This window comes from Bacillus cereus group sp. BcHK124, from assembly GCF_027712065.1.
GTDB lineage: Bacteria > Bacillota > Bacilli > Bacillales > Bacillaceae_G > Bacillus_A > Bacillus_A pacificus.
In genome coordinates, this window is the sequence record NZ_JAQFPJ010000004.1 from 286,435 (window position 1) to 303,313 (window position 16,879).

Genomic DNA, 16,879 nt, shown 5'->3' on the forward strand with positions numbered 1-16,879 from the left:
TCCTTATTAAACTTCAAAATTTATTTGTAAACTCCTTCTTCATCTAACAAGAAAATATAGTAAAAGAGACCTATCCAATAGGATCAGGTCTCTAACACGCCATTATTATTTTTTCTTCGGAATTTGAATTGTAATTTGATAGTACTCGTCAAACTCTTCTTCCTCAGAATTAACATTTAAACCACTGTCAGCAACCATTTGTAATGACTGCCTAATTGTATTCATGGCAATTCTCGTATCTCGACTTACTGCTTTTTGCTTTGCCTTACGCTTCGGTTTTGCTTCCTCTAGTAATTTCGCAATTCGTTCCTCTGTTTGCTTTACATTCAGTTGTTTCTCCACAATTTCCTGTAAAACCTTCAGTTGTAATTCCTCATTCTTTAAAGGGATGAGCGCACGGGCATGGCGTTCTGTAATACTTTTTTCTAATAACGCATTTTTTATTTCTTCAGGCAACTTTAACAATCGCAACTTATTTGCGATTGTGGATTGTCCTTTTCCGAGTCTTTGTGCCAATGCTTCTTGCGTTAAATTATGTAACTCAATTAGCTTTTGATATGCCACAGCTTCCTCGATTGCTGTTAGTTCCTCACGTTGCAAATTTTCAATTAAAGCCACAGAAGCTGTTTCTGTATCATTTAAGTTTTTTATAATTGCAGGAACCTTTTCCCACCCTAACTTTGTTGCTGCACGGAAACGCCTTTCTCCAGCAATAATCTCGTACTTATCATCCTCATATTGCCTCACAACAATTGGCTGAATAAGTCCGTGTGTACGAATCGTTAATGCTAGTTCCTCAATACGCGCGTCATCAAAAACTGTTCGTGGTTGATAACGGTTAGGGGTAATATTTACTATCGGAATTTCTTGTATTTCTTCATATACCTTTTTATCTATTTCTTCATGGCTTTCGTCTTGTAATTCGAATTCGCTCTCTTTATCTCCAAAGCCAAATAAACGAGAAAACGTATTTTTCATACATATTCCACCACCTTTAGGCCTATTGACTATTCTCCATAAAATGTTTCCTATGAAACATTTACGTTTTCATTTATATAATTTAATCTTACGTCTAATAAGATTTATTTTTCAATAGGTAATTTATTGGGTGTTCCCGGTTTGCGTGGATATTTCTTTGGTGTCTTGCGCTTTTTCTCGATTAATAAAATATTACGTTCACTTTCTTCAAACGGTAATTGGAACGTAGACATTTCTTTTAAATCCCCGCCTAGCACCTCTAAAGCATACTTGCCATTTTCAATTTCTTCGTTTGCTGCAGCACCTTTCATTGCAATGAATGTTCCTCCAACTTTTACAAGTGGTAAACATAGCTCACTTAATACTGAAAGACGCGCGACTGCACGTGCCATTACAATGTCGTACGCTTCACGTACACCTTCTTTTTTTCCAAATGTTTCAGCACGATCATGACAAAACGCGACGTCACTCAATTCCAACTTTTGTGCTAAATGATTTAAGAAATTAATACGTTTTTGCAATGAATCTACAATCGTCACTTTTAAATGCGGGAAACAGATTTTTAAAGGAATACTCGGGAATCCAGCTCCTGCGCCAACATCACAAATTGAGAATGGTTTTGAAAAATCGTAATAAAAAGCAGCTGTAATAGAATCAAAAAAGTGTTTTAAATATACTTCCTCTTTTTCCGTAATAGCCGTTAAGTTCATTTTTTCATTCCACTCTACTAATGTTTCGAAGTAGATTTCGAACTGCTCTAACTGTCTAGAAGAGAGGATGATACCCTTCTCTTCTAGCATAGATTGAAATTGTTCTATGTTCATCTAACAATATCTCCTTACTATTTATTGGTTCGATACTCGCGCAATTTTTCCTTGTTCAATATACACAAGTAAAATGGAAATGTCCGCTGGATTTACGCCCGATATACGTGAAGCCTGCCCCACTGAAAGTGGACGAACATCTTTCAATTTCTGTCTAGCTTCTGATGCAAGGCTAGAAATCGCATCATAATCAATATCGACAGGAATTTTTTTGCTTTCCATCTTCTTCATACGCTCTACTTGCTGTAAAGATTTTTCGATATATCCTTCGTACTTAATCTGAATTTCAACTTGTTCTGTAACTTCATCACTTAATTCTACTTCACTTGGTACTAAAAGATGGATATGCTCATATGTCATCTCTGGACGACGTAATAAGTCACTTGCACGTATTCCATCTTTCAATTCACTTCCACCAATATTGCGAATTAATTCTTGAACTTCAGGACGTGGTTTAATAATAATGCTACTTAAACGTTCCTTTTCCTGTTCAATTTGTAATTTTTTATTTGTAAATCGCTCATAGCGTTCTTCTTTAATTAATCCAATTTCATGACCAATTTCAGTTAAACGAAGATCCGCATTATCATGGCGTAATAATAGACGATACTCTGCACGAGACGTTAATAAACGATATGGTTCATTCGTCCCTTTCGTTACAAGATCATCAATTAAGACACCAATATAAGCATCCTCACGACCTAAAATAACTTCTTTTTTACCTAAAGAACGACATGCTGCATTAATTCCGGCCATAAGCCCTTGTCCTGCCGCCTCTTCGTAACCAGAAGTTCCATTAATTTGTCCTGCTGTATATAAATTTTTAATTTTTTTCGTTTCAAGTGTTGGCCATAGTTGCGTTGGCACAATTGCATCATATTCAATTGCATAACCTGTACGCATCATTTCAACATTTTCTAGACCAGGGATTGTTCTAAGCATATCACGCTGTACGTCTTCTGGTAAGCTTGTGGATAAACCTTGTACGTACACTTCTTGTGTGTTACGTCCTTCTGGCTCTAAGAAAATTTGATGACGTGGTTTATCATTAAACCTTACTACCTTGTCTTCAATTGAAGGACAATATCTAGGACCTGTTCCCTTAATCATACCAGAATACATAGCTGAGCGATGTAGGTTTTCATCTATTAAACGATGTGTTTCCGTACTTGTATACGTTAACCAACATGGAATTTGATCCATAATAAACTTTGTCGTTTCAAAAGAGAAAGCTCGTGGCTTATCATCGCCTGGCTGAATTTCTGTTTTACTGTAATCAATCGTATTACTATTTACGCGCGGAGGTGTACCTGTTTTAAATCTAACAAGATCAAATCCAAGCTCCTCTAAATGTTCCGATAAGGTAATAGATGGTTGTTGATTATTTGGACCACTCGAATATTTTAAATCTCCCATAATAATCTCACCACGTAAAAACGTTCCAGTCGTAATTACGACTGTCTTTGCTGTATATTCAGCACCAGCTTGCGTAATTACCCCTTTACATTCGCCGTCTTCAACGATTAAACGCTCTACCATTCCTTGGAACAACGTTAAGTTTGGTGTTTCTTCAATTGTTTTCTTTAATTCATGCTGGTAAGAGAACTTATCTGCTTGTGCTCGAAGTGCACGTACAGCTGGCCCTTTACCTGTATTTAACATACGCATTTGAATATGCGTTTTATCAATGTTGCGTCCCATTTCTCCGCCTAATGCATCAATTTCACGAACAACAATCCCTTTTGCTGGTCCACCAACAGAAGGGTTACATGGCATAAACGCTACCATATCTAAGTTAATTGTTAACATTAATGTTTTGGAGCCCATTCGTGCTGCCGCAAGACCAGCTTCACATCCTGCATGACCTGCACCGATTACTATGACATCGTATGAACCGGCATTGTATCCCATTGTTTATTCCTCCTAATAATCTCTATCTTTCTGAAACATCACTATATTATTTTCCTAAACAAAATTGAGAGAACAACTGGTCAATTAAGCTTTCATGAACGGTGTCACCAGTAATTTCACCAAGTATTTCCCACGTTCTTGTTAAATCAATCTGCACCATATCAATTGGAACACCATTTTCTATCGCCTCAATTGCATCTCCAATTGTTTTTCCTGCTTGTGTTAATAATCCAATATGTCTCGCGTTAGAAACATATGTTACATCTGCAGAATCAATTGTTCCTTCAAAGAATAAATCAGCGATTGCCGTTTCAAGCTCATCTATTCCCTGTTCCTCAATTAACGACGTTGTAATAACACGATTCCCCGCTGCCAATTCTATAACACGTTCCATATCAATTGCTTGCGGTAAATCTGTCTTATTTACAATAACAATGAAATCTTTTCCTTGTACGGCACGGAATAGATCTTCATCCTCATTCGTTAAAGCTTCACTATAATTAACGACAACTAACACTAAATCAGCTTGACTCATCATTTCTTTTGAACGCTCTACACCAATTCGTTCAACAACATCTTCTGTTTCACGAATTCCGGCTGTATCTATAAGTTTAAGTGGTACACCACGCACATTAACGTACTCTTCAATAACATCACGAGTTGTTCCTGCAATATCAGTTACAATTGCCTTTTTCTCCTGAACGAGACTATTTAATAGCGATGATTTCCCAACATTAGGTCTACCGATGATTGCAGTAGCAATACCTTCACGTAAAATCTTTCCTTGCTTCGATGTTTCTAATATTTTTGCAATTTCAGCACGAACATGTGTAGCTTTCTCAATTAAAATATTATGTGTCATTTCTTCCACGTCATCATATTCAGGGTAATCTATGTTTACCTCAACATGAGCTAACGTTTCTAATATGTCCTGACGCAAACGGCCGATTAATTTAGATAATCGTCCTTCCATTTGATTAATCGCTACATTCATTGCACGATCTGTTTTTGCACGGATTAAGTCCATAACAGCTTCTGCTTGTGATAAATCAATACGGCCATTTAAAAAAGCACGTTTTGTAAATTCACCAGGTTCCGCTAATCGTACTCCTTGCGCTAAAATAAGCTGCAATACTTTATTTACTGAAACAAGTCCACCATGACAGTTAATTTCTACTATATTTTCACGTGTAAAAGTTCTTGGTGCACGCATAATAGACACCATTACTTCTTCAATAACCTGATTTGTATCTAAATCAACAATATGACCATAATGAATTGTGTGAGAAGGAACCTCTGTTAAATCCTTCCCTTTAAAAATACGATTAACTTTTTCAACCGCATCATCCCCACTTACTCGAACAATGGCAATTGCACCCTCTCCAAGCGCTGTGGAAATCGCGGCAATTGTATCAAATTCCATGTCCTTTCACCTCACTTGCTTATTTATCTCTATTTCAACATGATTATTTTCTTCACTAAATTATTAGAATACCATAACGAACCTATCTACAAAAGAATAATAACTCATTTTATTATGTCCTCATGTAAAAAACACTAAACTTATTCACAGTGGATAAGTTTAGTGTTTTTTAGTTATCCACACCTATTTTCCCCTCAAAAAAACCGGCACTCAATTGAGTAACCGGTCACTTGGAAGATATTACAACATGTCGATGTGGTTCTTTTCCTTCAGAAGTTGTAATGATATTTTGATGATTAGATAATGCTTGGTGGATAATCTTTCGTTCAAAAGATGGCATAGGCTCCAACACAACTCTTTTTTTCGTACTTACTACTTGTTTTGCTAATCGATAAGAAAGTGCTTCTAACGTAGCTTTTCTTTTACTACGATAATTTTCCACATCTAGTGTGATACCAATGTACTGCTTCTTATTACGATTCGCCACAAGTTTTGTTAAATACTGTAAAGAATTCAAGGTGTTTCCTCTCTTTCCAATCAAAACACCTACATTTTCGCCGTAAATTGTAAATTCAACTTCGCGTCCTTTTACAATTTTACTAATCTCAGCTTCCACACCCATATCGTGAATAACATTTTTTAAATATTCTTCACATTCTTGAATTGGATCTTTCTTCAATACAACTTCTACTACTGCAGGTCGGTTTCCAAATAAACCTAAGAACCCTCTCTTACCCTCATCGATAATATTTATATCTACTCGGTCTTTTGAAGCATTTAATTGTCTTAAAGCATCCTCTACTGCCAGCTCGACTGTATGACCTTTAGCAGTGATTATACTCACTTGCCTGATCCCTCAGCCTTACTAGCCTTAATTTCTGGTCCTTTGATAAAATACATTTGAGCAATACCAAAGATATTACCAACAACCCAGTAAAGTGATAATGCAGCCGGGAAGTTAATTGCAAAGATTAAAATCATGATAGGCATAAGCCAAATCATCATTGCCATTTGCGGGTTTTGGCCAGCAGTTCCTGCCATTGCAAGCTTTTGCTGAATAAATGTCGTAATTGCCGCAACAATCGGTAAGATATAGTACGGATCTGCATGTCCCAAATCAAACCATAAGAAACTATGCTGCTTAATTTCAGCCGTTCTCATAATCGCATGATAAAAAGCGAATAGAATTGGCATTTGAATGAAGATTGGTAAACAACCGGCTAATGGATTTACACCATTTTTTTGATATAACTGCATCATTTCCTGTTGTAATTTTTGCTGTGTCGCTTGATCTTTAGAACTATATTTCTCTTTTAACTTCACCATTTCTGGTTGTAACGATTGCATTGCTTTCGTACTCTTCGTTTGTTTAATCATTAACGGTAATAATGCAAAACGAATGATAAGAGTTGTAACAACGATTGCTAAACCGTAATTACTACCAAATAAGTTGGCAAAATACGTAATTAACTGAGAAAGCGGGTATACGAAATATTCATTCCAAATTCCAGTACTTTTCGGTGTAATCGGCTGATTGACTTCACTACAGCCAGTAGCAATTGCCATTAATGCAATAACCATGGCTAGTAAACCTATTTTCTTTTTCAAAGCCTGCTCCTCCTTGTTTCGGTATGTATATAGTGTAATTCATTTCCTTACGCTACTTTTTTATTCTTTTCATACCAGAGCGTTTAAAGACATGAATTAAGCTTTTCTTCAATTCTTCATATGTCATCTCTGCACAAGGCTTCCTTGCTATTATAACAAAATCTTTTCCAGAATCTATCTCATCTTTTAATTCTGTGATCGACTGGCGAATCATACGTTTAATTCGATTACGCACTACTGCATTTCCTATTTTCTTGCTGACAGATAGGCCAATACGAAAGTTTGGCTGTTCTTCTTTATCTAGTTGATAGACAACAAATTGACGATTTGCATTCGATTTTCCTTTTTGAAAAACCGTCTGGAATTCATCATTCTTTTTTATACGATGTTTTTTCTTCATATCAATTGACACTCCTGTAGTTCATCAGCGGAAATTCACTATTATTAGAAAAAAAGACCACTGAACGATCAGTGGTCTACGCAGATAATACTTTTCTTCCTTTACGACGACGAGCTGCTAGCACTTTACGTCCGTTCGCTGTGCTCATACGGCTGCGGAAACCATGTACTTTGCTGCGCTTACGTTTATTTGGTTGGTAAGTTCTTTTCATTATATGACACCTCCCTGAGGAATATCTGTTAAAGACAGTCTTATAAATTATAGTTAATCAACTAGGAAAATGTCAATGGTTCTAGAAATTTTCATCAAATATTCATTTTGAACCTATTCACATACTTTTTCACAGACGCTATATTTCCTTGTGGATAAATAATTTTTCTTGTTTTTTATATCCACAAACTCTTTTCGTACTTTTACACAGTATATCGTGTTGTGGACAAGTTTATTCCACAAGGTATTGATTTTGTGGATAACTTTCTTAATTTCATTGCTATAGCTACTTTTTTTTGATATTATAGTTGTGTTTTCACTTTGAATAAGTTTTCCACATATTTATCTTATCCACAATTTGTGTATAACATGTGGACAGTTTTAATCACATGTGGGTAAATGATTATCCACATTCGCTTTTTTTGTCGAAAACCCTATCTCATATACAAACGACGTTTTTAGGTTTTAAAATACGTTTCGTATAAATATACATTTTATATTTATTTAGGTTGTACATTTGTTGCGCAACCTTATTCTTTTACCATCTTAGTAAAGGAGGGACACCTTTGGAAAACATCTCTGATTTATGGAACAGCGCCTTAAAAGAACTAGAAAAAAAGGTCAGTAAACCAAGCTATGAAACATGGTTAAAATCAACGACCGCACATAATTTAAAGAAAGATGTATTAACAATTACGGCTCCAAATGAATTCGCCCGCGATTGGCTAGAATCTCATTATTCAGAGCTAATTTCGGAAACACTTTATGATTTAACAGGGGCAAAACTAGCTATTCGCTTTATTATTCCCCAAAGTCAAGCTGAAGAGGAGATCGATCTTCCTCCTTCTAAACCGAATTCAGCACAAGATGATTCTAATCATTTACCACAGAGTATGCTAAATCCAAAATATACGTTTGATACGTTTGTTATTGGCTCTGGTAACCGTTTTGCTCACGCTGCTTCATTGGCCGTAGCCGAAGCGCCAGCTAAAGCATATAATCCCCTCTTTATTTATGGGGGAGTTGGACTTGGAAAGACCCATTTAATGCATGCAATTGGTCATTATGTAATTGAACATAACCCAAATGCCAAAGTTGTATATTTATCATCAGAAAAATTTACAAATGAATTTATTAATTCTATTCGTGATAATAAAGCAGTCGATTTTCGTAATAAATACCGCAATGTAGATGTTTTATTGATAGATGATATTCAATTTTTAGCGGGAAAAGAACAAACTCAAGAAGAGTTTTTCCATACATTCAATGCATTACACGAAGAAAGTAAACAAATTGTAATTTCCAGTGATCGGCCACCAAAAGAAATTCCAACTTTAGAAGATCGTCTTCGTTCTCGCTTTGAATGGGGACTCATTACGGATATTACGCCACCAGATTTAGAAACACGAATTGCAATTTTGCGCAAAAAAGCAAAGGCTGAAGGACTTGATATACCAAATGAGGTCATGCTTTATATTGCAAATCAAATCGATTCAAATATTCGTGAACTAGAAGGTGCACTCATCCGAGTTGTAGCTTATTCATCTTTAATTAATAAAGATATTAATGCTGATTTAGCAGCTGAAGCACTTAAAGATATTATTCCAAATTCTAAACCAAAAATTATCTCCATTTATGATATTCAAAAAGCTGTCGGAGATGTTTATCAAGTAAAATTGGAAGATTTCAAGGCGAAAAAGCGAACGAAATCAGTTGCCTTTCCTCGCCAAATTGCAATGTATTTATCACGTGAACTGACAGACTCCTCCTTACCTAAAATAGGTGAAGAATTCGGTGGACGCGATCATACAACCGTTATCCATGCTCATGAAAAAATTTCTAAGCTACTTAAGACGGACACGCAATTACAAAAGCAAGTTGAAGAAATTAACGATATTTTAAAGTAGTAGCTGAATAGTGTGAATAACTTTCCTTGTTTTACGCACAGTCTATCCACATGTAGATAGACTGTTTTTACATCCTTTAACGGGGTTATCCACATATCCACAAGCCCTATTACTATTACTACTATTTTTTATCTTTATTAATTAAATAAAATCTTATACTTACCGGAGGTTTTTCTTTATGCGTTTTACAATACAAAAAGACTATCTTGTAAGAAGTGTACAAGATGTAATGAAGGCAGTTTCTTCTCGTACAACAATTCCGATCCTTACGGGGATTAAAGTTGTCGCTACGGAAGAAGGAGTTACATTAACAGGAAGTGATGCTGATATTTCGATTGAATCTTTCATTCCAGTTGAAGAGAATGGAAAAGAAATCGTAGAAGTGAAACAATCAGGAAGTATTGTTTTACAGGCTAAATATTTTAGTGAAATTGTAAAAAAATTGCCTAAAGAAACTGTAGAAATTTCTGTGGAAAATCATTTGATGACAAAAATAACTTCTGGAAAATCAGAGTTTAATTTAAATGGTTTAGATTCTGCAGAATATCCATTGTTACCACAAATTGAAGAACATCATGTTTTTAAGATTCCAACGGATTTACTTAAACATATGATTAGACAAACTGTATTTGCAGTTTCCACTTCTGAAACAAGACCAATCTTGACAGGTGTAAACTGGAAGGTATATAACAGCGAACTAACTGGCATTGCTACAGATAGTCACAGACTAGCTCTTCGAAAAGCGAAAATCGAAGGCATTGCAGATGAGTTCCAAGCAAATGTTGTTATTCCAGGAAAAAGTTTAAATGAATTAAGTAAAATTCTAGATGAGTCTGAAGAAATGGTAGATATCGTTATTACGGAGTATCAAGTATTATTCCGTACAAAACATTTATTATTCTTCTCAAGATTGTTAGAAGGAAATTACCCTGATACAACTCGCTTAATTCCAGCGGAGAGCAAAACAGATATTTTTGTAAATACAAAAGAATTTTTACAAGCAATTGATCGTGCATCTCTTTTAGCAAGAGATGGTCGTAATAATGTTGTAAAATTATCAACTTTAGAGCAGGCAATGCTAGAAATTTCCTCGAATTCACCAGAAATCGGAAAAGTAGTAGAAGAAGTTCAATGTGAAAAAGTAGATGGGGAAGAGTTAAAAATATCTTTTAGTGCAAAATATATGATGGATGCACTAAAAGCATTAGATAGTACTGAAATTAAGATTAGCTTTACTGGAGCAATGAGACCATTCTTAATTCGTACAGTAAATGATGAATCCATTATTCAATTAATTTTACCGGTTCGTACTTACTAAGTAAGAAATAAGGGTTGCTAGTTTTCAGATGCTAGTAGCCCTTATTTGATTTTTGGGTATTACTTTCCTAATGCTAGTTTATTTAGTACAATGAAAGAATGAACACTTTCAGAAAGTGAGCGATTTTATGAAACGTATTAAAATTTCAACAGAGTATATTACACTAGGGCAATTTTTAAAGTTAGCCGATGTAATTGATACAGGTGGCGCTGTAAAATGGTTTTTACAAGAATATGAAGTGTACGTGAATCAAGAACTTGAAAATAGAAGAGGTCGCAAACTATATGCGAACGATATTATTGAAATTCCAGGAAGCGGAAGTTTCCAAGTTCAGTCATAAAGGGGGAGCCCTTTGTTTATTTCAGAAATACAATTAAAAAACTATCGCAATTATGAAAAGTTAGAGCTTTCCTTTGAAGATAAGGTAAATGTAATTATCGGCGAGAATGCGCAAGGGAAAACGAATTTGATGGAAGCTATTTATGTTTTAGCGATGGCGAAATCTCATAGAACCTCTAATGATCGCGAGCTTATCCGTTGGGATGAAGATTTCGGTCAAATTAAAGGAAAGCTACAAAAGAGAAATAGTTCTTTGTCTTTGGAATTAAATATCTCGAAAAAAGGTAAAAAGGCAAAATTAAATCAACTTGAACAACAAAAATTGAGTCAATATATTGGCGTGATGAATGTTGTCATGTTTGCCCCAGAAGATTTAAATCTTGTAAAAGGAAGCCCTCAAGTAAGAAGACGCTTTTTAGATATGGAATTAGGCCAAATAGCTCCGGTCTATTTGTATGAACTGAGTCAATATCAAAAGGTGCTCACACAACGAAATCACTTGCTAAAAAAGATGCAAGGGAATAGTAAGAATGAGGAAACGATGTTGGATGTATTTACACTTCAACTTATTGAGCATGGTACAAAAATTTTGCAAAAACGCTTTGAATTTTTGCATTTACTACAAGAATGGGCAGCTCCAATTCATCGTGGTATAAGCCGTGGGTTAGAAGAATTAGAAATTGTCTATAAACCGAGTGTAGATGTATCAGAATCAATGGATTTGTCGAAAATAAAAGAAGTATACTATGAAAGTTTTCAATCCGTGAAACAACGTGAAATTTTCCGTGGTACGACTTTAATTGGTCCTCATCGTGATGATTTACAATTCTTCGTTAATAGTAAAAATGTTCAAGTCTTTGGTTCGCAAGGACAACAACGAACGACCGCACTGTCCCTAAAATTAGCTGAAATTGAATTGATTTACTCAGAAGTTAAAGAATATCCGATTCTTCTATTAGATGATGTATTATCAGAATTAGATGATTATCGTCAATCGCATCTGTTAAATACAATTCAAGGAAAAGTGCAAACATTTGTGACAACGACGAGTGTCGACGGAATTGAACACGAAACATTAAAAGAAGCGAAAACAATTCATGTAACGAACGGCACGGTAGATTGTGAAATAGATAGGGCGTAATCCCTGTTTAAATGGAAAAGTAGGTGATCTTTGTGTCAATGGAACAAAAGCAAATGCAAGAAAATTCATATGATGAAAGTCAAATACAGGTACTTGAAGGACTAGAAGCAGTTCGAAAACGCCCTGGTATGTATATTGGATCTACAAGCGGAAAAGGACTTCACCATCTTGTATGGGAAATCGTCGATAATAGTATTGATGAGGCACTTGCAGGGTACTGTGATGAAATTAACGTTAGTATCGAAGAAGATAATAGTATTCGTGTAACGGATAATGGACGTGGTATTCCAGTTGGTATACAAGAAAAAATGGGACGTCCTGCTGTAGAAGTTATTATGACCGTTCTTCATGCTGGTGGTAAGTTTGGCGGCGGCGGTTATAAAGTTTCTGGTGGTTTGCATGGTGTTGGGGCATCTGTAGTAAATGCCCTATCAACAGAACTAGAGGTATTTGTACATCGTGAAGGTAAAATCCATTATCAAAAATACGAAAGAGGTATTCCGGTTGCGGATTTAAAAGTCATTGGTGACACAGATCAAACAGGAACGATAACTCGATTTAAACCAGATCCAGAAATTTTTCAGGAAACAACAGTATACGAATTTGATACGCTCGCAACTCGTATGCGTGAATTAGCATTTTTAAATCGTAATATTAAATTAACAATTGAAGATAAACGTGAAAATAAGCAAAAGAAAGAATTCCATTATGAAGGTGGAATTAAATCATACGTCGAGCATTTAAATCGCTCAAAACAACCAATCCATGAAGAACCTGTATATGTAGAAGGATCAAAAGATGGTATTCAAGTTGAGGTTTCCTTACAGTATAACGAAGGATATACAAATAATATTTACTCATTTACGAATAACATTCATACGTATGAAGGTGGAACACATGAAGTAGGGTTTAAAACAGCTTTAACTCGTGTGATTAACGATTATGGACGTAAAAATAGTATTTTAAAAGATGCAGACAGTAACTTAACGGGTGAGGATGTTCGTGAAGGTTTAACTGCAATTGTATCAATTAAACATCCAAACCCACAATTTGAAGGACAAACGAAGACGAAACTTGGGAATAGTGAAGCAAGAACGATTACAGAGTCTGTGTTTTCAGAGGCATTTGAAAAGTTCTTACTAGAAAACCCGAATGTTGCACGAAAAATCGTAGAAAAAGGTACGATGGCAGCACGTGCACGTGTTGCAGCGAAAAAAGCGCGTGAATTGACACGCCGCAAGAGCGCATTAGAAGTTTCAAGTTTACCTGGTAAATTAGCAGATTGCTCTTCGAAAGATCCAGCAATTAGTGAAATTTACATTGTAGAGGGTGACTCTGCCGGTGGATCAGCAAAACAAGGGCGTGATCGTCACTTCCAAGCGATTTTACCGTTAAAAGGTAAAATTATTAATGTTGAAAAAGCAAGATTGGATAAAATTTTATCTAACGATGAAGTGCGTACAATTATTACTGCAATTGGTACGAACATTGGCGGCGATTTTGATATCGAGAAAGCTCGTTATCATAAAGTTATTATTATGACGGATGCCGACGTAGATGGTGCGCATATTCGTACCCTATTATTAACGTTCTTCTATCGTTATATGCGTCAAATTATTGAACATGGTTATATCTATATTGCACAGCCACCGTTGTTTAAAATACAACAAGGTAAAAAAATTCAATATGCTTATAATGAAAAAGAGCTTGAAAAGATTTTAGCTGAATTACCAGCTCAACCTAAGCCTGGTATCCAACGTTACAAAGGTTTAGGAGAAATGAACCCAACCCAGCTTTGGGAAACGACAATGGACCCAGAAGTGCGTTCATTACTTCAAGTTTCCCTTCAAGATGCAATTGAAGCAGATGAAACATTTGAAATTTTAATGGGGGATAAAGTAGAGCCACGTCGTAACTTTATCCAAGAAAATGCAAAATACGTGAAAAACCTTGATATTTAAATGAGTAATGACAGGAATCTGAGTATTCCTGTCTTCTACATATAAATCAATGTATGTGTAACGGAAATGTAAGAGGAGGTGCTCGTTGATGTCAGACAATCAACAACAAGCACGAATTCGAGAAATTAATATTAGTCATGAAATGCGTACCTCATTTTTAGATTACGCAATGAGTGTTATCGTATCTCGTGCATTACCAGATGTTCGTGATGGATTAAAACCTGTGCATCGTAGGGTTTTATATGCGATGAATGATTTAGGAATTACGGCTGATAAAGCGTATAAGAAATCAGCACGTATTGTTGGTGAAGTAATCGGTAAGTATCACCCTCATGGTGATTCAGCTGTTTATGAAACAATGGTACGTATGGCGCAAGATTTCAGTCAACGTTATATGCTTGTTGATGGGCATGGTAACTTTGGATCTGTCGATGGAGATTCTGCGGCAGCAATGCGTTATACAGAAGCAAGAATGTCTAAAATCTCTATGGAATTAATACGAGATATTTCAAAAAATACGATTGATTATCAAGATAACTACGATGGTTCTGAAAGAGAGCCGATTGTATTACCAGCGCGTTTTCCTAACTTACTAGTAAATGGTACGACAGGTATTGCAGTTGGTATGGCAACGAATATTCCGCCGCATCAACTTGGCGAAGTAATTGATGGCGTATTGGCATTAAGTCATAATCCCGATATTACTATTGCAGAATTAATGGAGTGCATTCCAGGACCAGATTTCCCAACGGCAGGTTTAATTTTAGGAAGAAGTGGTATTCGTAGAGCTTATGAAACAGGACGCGGTTCTATTATACTTCGTGCTAAAGTTGAAATTGAAGAGAAGTCAAATGGCAAACAATCTATTATCGTAACGGAACTACCTTATCAAGTAAATAAGGCGCGATTAATTGAAAAAATTGCAGAATTAGTTCGCGATAAGAAAATTGAAGGTATTACAGATTTACGTGATGAATCAGATCGAAATGGTATGCGTATTGTTATGGAAGTACGTCGTGATGCCAATGCTAATGTATTATTAAATAACTTATATAAACATACAGCACTTCAAACAAGTTTCGGTATTAACATGCTGTCTCTTGTAAATGGAGAGCCGCAAGTACTGAACTTAAAACAAAATTTATATCATTACTTGGAACATCAAAAGGTAGTAATTCGTAGACGTACAGCTTATGAACTAGAAAAAGCAGAAGCGCGTGCTCATATTTTAGAAGGATTACGAATTGCCTTAGACCATCTGGATGAAGTTATTACATTAATTCGTAGTTCGAAAACAGCGGAAATTGCAAAGCAAGGTTTAATGGAACGTTTCGGCTTAAGTGAAAAACAAGCGCAAGCTATTTTAGATATGCGTTTGCAACGTTTAACAGGTTTAGAACGCGAAAAGATTGAACAAGAATATCAGGACTTAATGAAGTTAATCGCTGAATTAAAAGCAATCTTAGCAGATGAAGAAAAGGTTCTTGAGATTATTCGTGAAGAATTAACGGAAGTAAAAGAGCGCTTCAATGATAAGAGACGCACAGAAATTACAATTGGTGGTATGGAGTCTATTGAAGATGAAGACTTGATTCCAGAACAAAATATCGCCATTACGTTAACTCATAATGGTTATATTAAGAGGTTACCAGCTTCCACGTATAAAACACAGAACCGTGGTGGACGTGGTGTGCAAGGAATGGGGACAAATGATGATGATTTCGTAGAGCATTTATTAACTACTTCTACGCATGATCATATTCTATTCTTCACTAATAAGGGTAAAGTATACCGTACGAAAGGATATGAAATCCCAGAGTATAGTCGTACAGCGAAAGGTATACCTATTATTAACCTATTAGGTGTAGATAAGGGTGAATGGATTAACGCCATTATTCCAATTCGTGAATTTGGTGACGATGAATTCTTATTCTTCACAACAAAACAAGGTATCTCTAAGAGAACACCACTTTCATCATTTGCAAATATCCGTACAAATGGTTTGATTGCAATCTCTCTTCGTGAAGAGGATGAAGTAATATCTGTACGTTTAACATCTGGTGATAAGGATATTATTGTAGGAACAAGCAATGGTATGTTAATTCGTTTTAACGAGCAAGATGTGCGTTCTATGGGACGTAATGCGGCTGGTGTAAAAGCAATTACATTAGGTGAAGAGGATCAAGTTGTAGGTATGGAAATTGTCGAAGAGGATGTAAATGTTTTAATTGTAACGAAAAATGGTTATGGAAAACGTACGCCGATTGATGAATACCGTCTACAAAGCCGTGGTGGTAAAGGTCTGAAGACTTGTAATATTACAGATAAAAACGGTAAATTAGTAGCTGTTAAATCTGTAACAGGTGAAGAAGATATCATGTTAATTACAGCGGCAGGTGTTATTATTCGTATGCCAGTTGATCAAATCTCTCAAATGGGACGTAATACACAAGGTGTTCGTCTAATTCGATTAGAGGATGAACAAGAGGTAGCGACAGTAGCAAAAGCACAAAAAGATGATGAGGAAGAAACGAGCGAAGAGGTTTCTTCAGAAGAATAAGAGGGGAGATATCTCCCCTCTTTATTTTTTTATAATAATACTTGCATAGGGAAGAGAAAGTCTATATAATAGGCAGAGTCAGCAAATGAGAGATACAAGTTATCGAAAAAACTTGTTGACGAAAATAATATACTATGATATATTATAAAGGTCGCTGAAACGCGATGTTGAACTTTGAAAACTAAACGAAACAAACAACGTGAAACGTCAATTTTTATTTTAGATGCTAGACAAACTAACTTTATTGGAGAGTTTGATCCTGGCTCAGGATGAACGCTGGCGGCGTGCCTAATACATGC

14 protein-coding genes are annotated in these 16,879 nt (G+C 35.7%); 6 read left to right on the top strand and 8 right to left on the bottom strand.

The window, feature by feature from the left end; all coding sequences use genetic code 11:
* Window positions 1-105 precede the first annotated feature (105 nt).
* From noc to rpmH, 8 genes are all read right to left on the bottom strand, one after another.
* Window positions 106-978 carry a nucleoid occlusion protein gene (gene noc / locus PDK19_RS09765; protein WP_000799023.1) on the bottom strand — a complete coding sequence of 291 codons (873 nt, stop codon included), beginning with the start codon at window positions 976-978 and terminating at the stop codon, window positions 106-108.
* Between the two features lie 104 nt (window positions 979-1,082).
* On the bottom strand, window positions 1,083-1,802 hold the full coding sequence (gene rsmG, locus PDK19_RS09770) for a 16S rRNA (guanine(527)-N(7))-methyltransferase RsmG (RefSeq protein ID WP_001019615.1): 720 nt from the start codon (window positions 1,800-1,802) through the stop codon (window positions 1,083-1,085).
* Window positions 1,803-1,823: 21 nt separating this feature from the next.
* On the bottom strand, window positions 1,824-3,713 hold the full coding sequence (gene mnmG, locus PDK19_RS09775) for a tRNA uridine-5-carboxymethylaminomethyl(34) synthesis enzyme MnmG (RefSeq protein ID WP_000541033.1): 1,890 nt from the start codon (window positions 3,711-3,713) through the stop codon (window positions 1,824-1,826).
* Window positions 3,714-3,759: 46 nt separating this feature from the next.
* Window positions 3,760-5,136, bottom strand: a complete 1,377-nt coding sequence (gene mnmE, locus PDK19_RS09780; protein ID WP_000393773.1) for a tRNA uridine-5-carboxymethylaminomethyl(34) synthesis GTPase MnmE — start codon at window positions 5,134-5,136, stop codon at window positions 3,760-3,762.
* Between the two features lie 226 nt (window positions 5,137-5,362).
* Window positions 5,363-5,980, bottom strand: coding sequence for an RNA-binding cell elongation regulator Jag/EloR (gene jag, locus PDK19_RS09785; protein WP_000022790.1), 618 nt, complete (start codon window positions 5,978-5,980; stop codon window positions 5,363-5,365).
* Window positions 5,977-6,744: a YidC family membrane integrase SpoIIIJ gene (spoIIIJ, locus tag PDK19_RS09790; protein ID WP_000726761.1), complete on the bottom strand. Its 768-nt coding sequence runs from the start codon at window positions 6,742-6,744 to the stop codon at window positions 5,977-5,979. Before spoIIIJ ends, jag begins: the two co-directional genes overlap by 4 nt.
* 52 nt (window positions 6,745-6,796) lie before the next feature.
* Window positions 6,797-7,144: a ribonuclease P protein component gene (rnpA, locus tag PDK19_RS09795; protein ID WP_000726627.1), complete on the bottom strand. Its 348-nt coding sequence runs from the start codon at window positions 7,142-7,144 to the stop codon at window positions 6,797-6,799.
* Between the two features lie 76 nt (window positions 7,145-7,220).
* Complete coding sequence (gene rpmH / locus PDK19_RS09800) at window positions 7,221-7,355, bottom strand: 50S ribosomal protein L34 (RefSeq protein WP_000831901.1); 135 nt, start codon at window positions 7,353-7,355, stop codon at window positions 7,221-7,223.
* Between the two features lie 565 nt (window positions 7,356-7,920).
* Between rpmH and dnaA the strand changes: the two genes are divergently transcribed.
* From dnaA to gyrA, 6 genes are all read left to right on the top strand, one after another.
* A complete protein-coding gene (dnaA, locus tag PDK19_RS09805; RefSeq protein ID WP_000428025.1) occupies window positions 7,921-9,261 on the top strand; it encodes a chromosomal replication initiator protein DnaA in 1,341 nt (446 codons plus the stop codon).
* 178 nt (window positions 9,262-9,439) lie between these two features.
* Window positions 9,440-10,579 (top strand): DNA polymerase III subunit beta, encoded by a 1,140-nt coding sequence (gene dnaN / locus PDK19_RS09810; RefSeq protein WP_001212895.1) that lies wholly within the window; start codon window positions 9,440-9,442, stop codon window positions 10,577-10,579.
* A gap of 127 nt (window positions 10,580-10,706) precedes the next feature.
* Window positions 10,707-10,919, top strand: coding sequence for a S4 domain-containing protein YaaA (gene yaaA, locus PDK19_RS09815; protein WP_000821367.1), 213 nt, complete (start codon window positions 10,707-10,709; stop codon window positions 10,917-10,919).
* 12 nt (window positions 10,920-10,931) lie between these two features.
* Entirely contained in the window at window positions 10,932-12,059 is a 1,128-nt protein-coding gene (gene recF / locus PDK19_RS09820; protein WP_000470750.1) for a DNA replication/repair protein RecF, read from the top strand.
* A gap of 38 nt (window positions 12,060-12,097) precedes the next feature.
* Window positions 12,098-14,020, top strand: coding sequence for a DNA topoisomerase (ATP-hydrolyzing) subunit B (gene gyrB / locus PDK19_RS09825; protein WP_074615130.1), 1,923 nt, complete (start codon window positions 12,098-12,100; stop codon window positions 14,018-14,020).
* Between the two features lie 88 nt (window positions 14,021-14,108).
* Complete coding sequence (gyrA, locus tag PDK19_RS09830; RefSeq protein WP_001282851.1) at window positions 14,109-16,580, top strand: DNA gyrase subunit A; 2,472 nt, start codon at window positions 14,109-14,111, stop codon at window positions 16,578-16,580.
* Window positions 16,581-16,879: the final 299 nt, after the last annotated feature.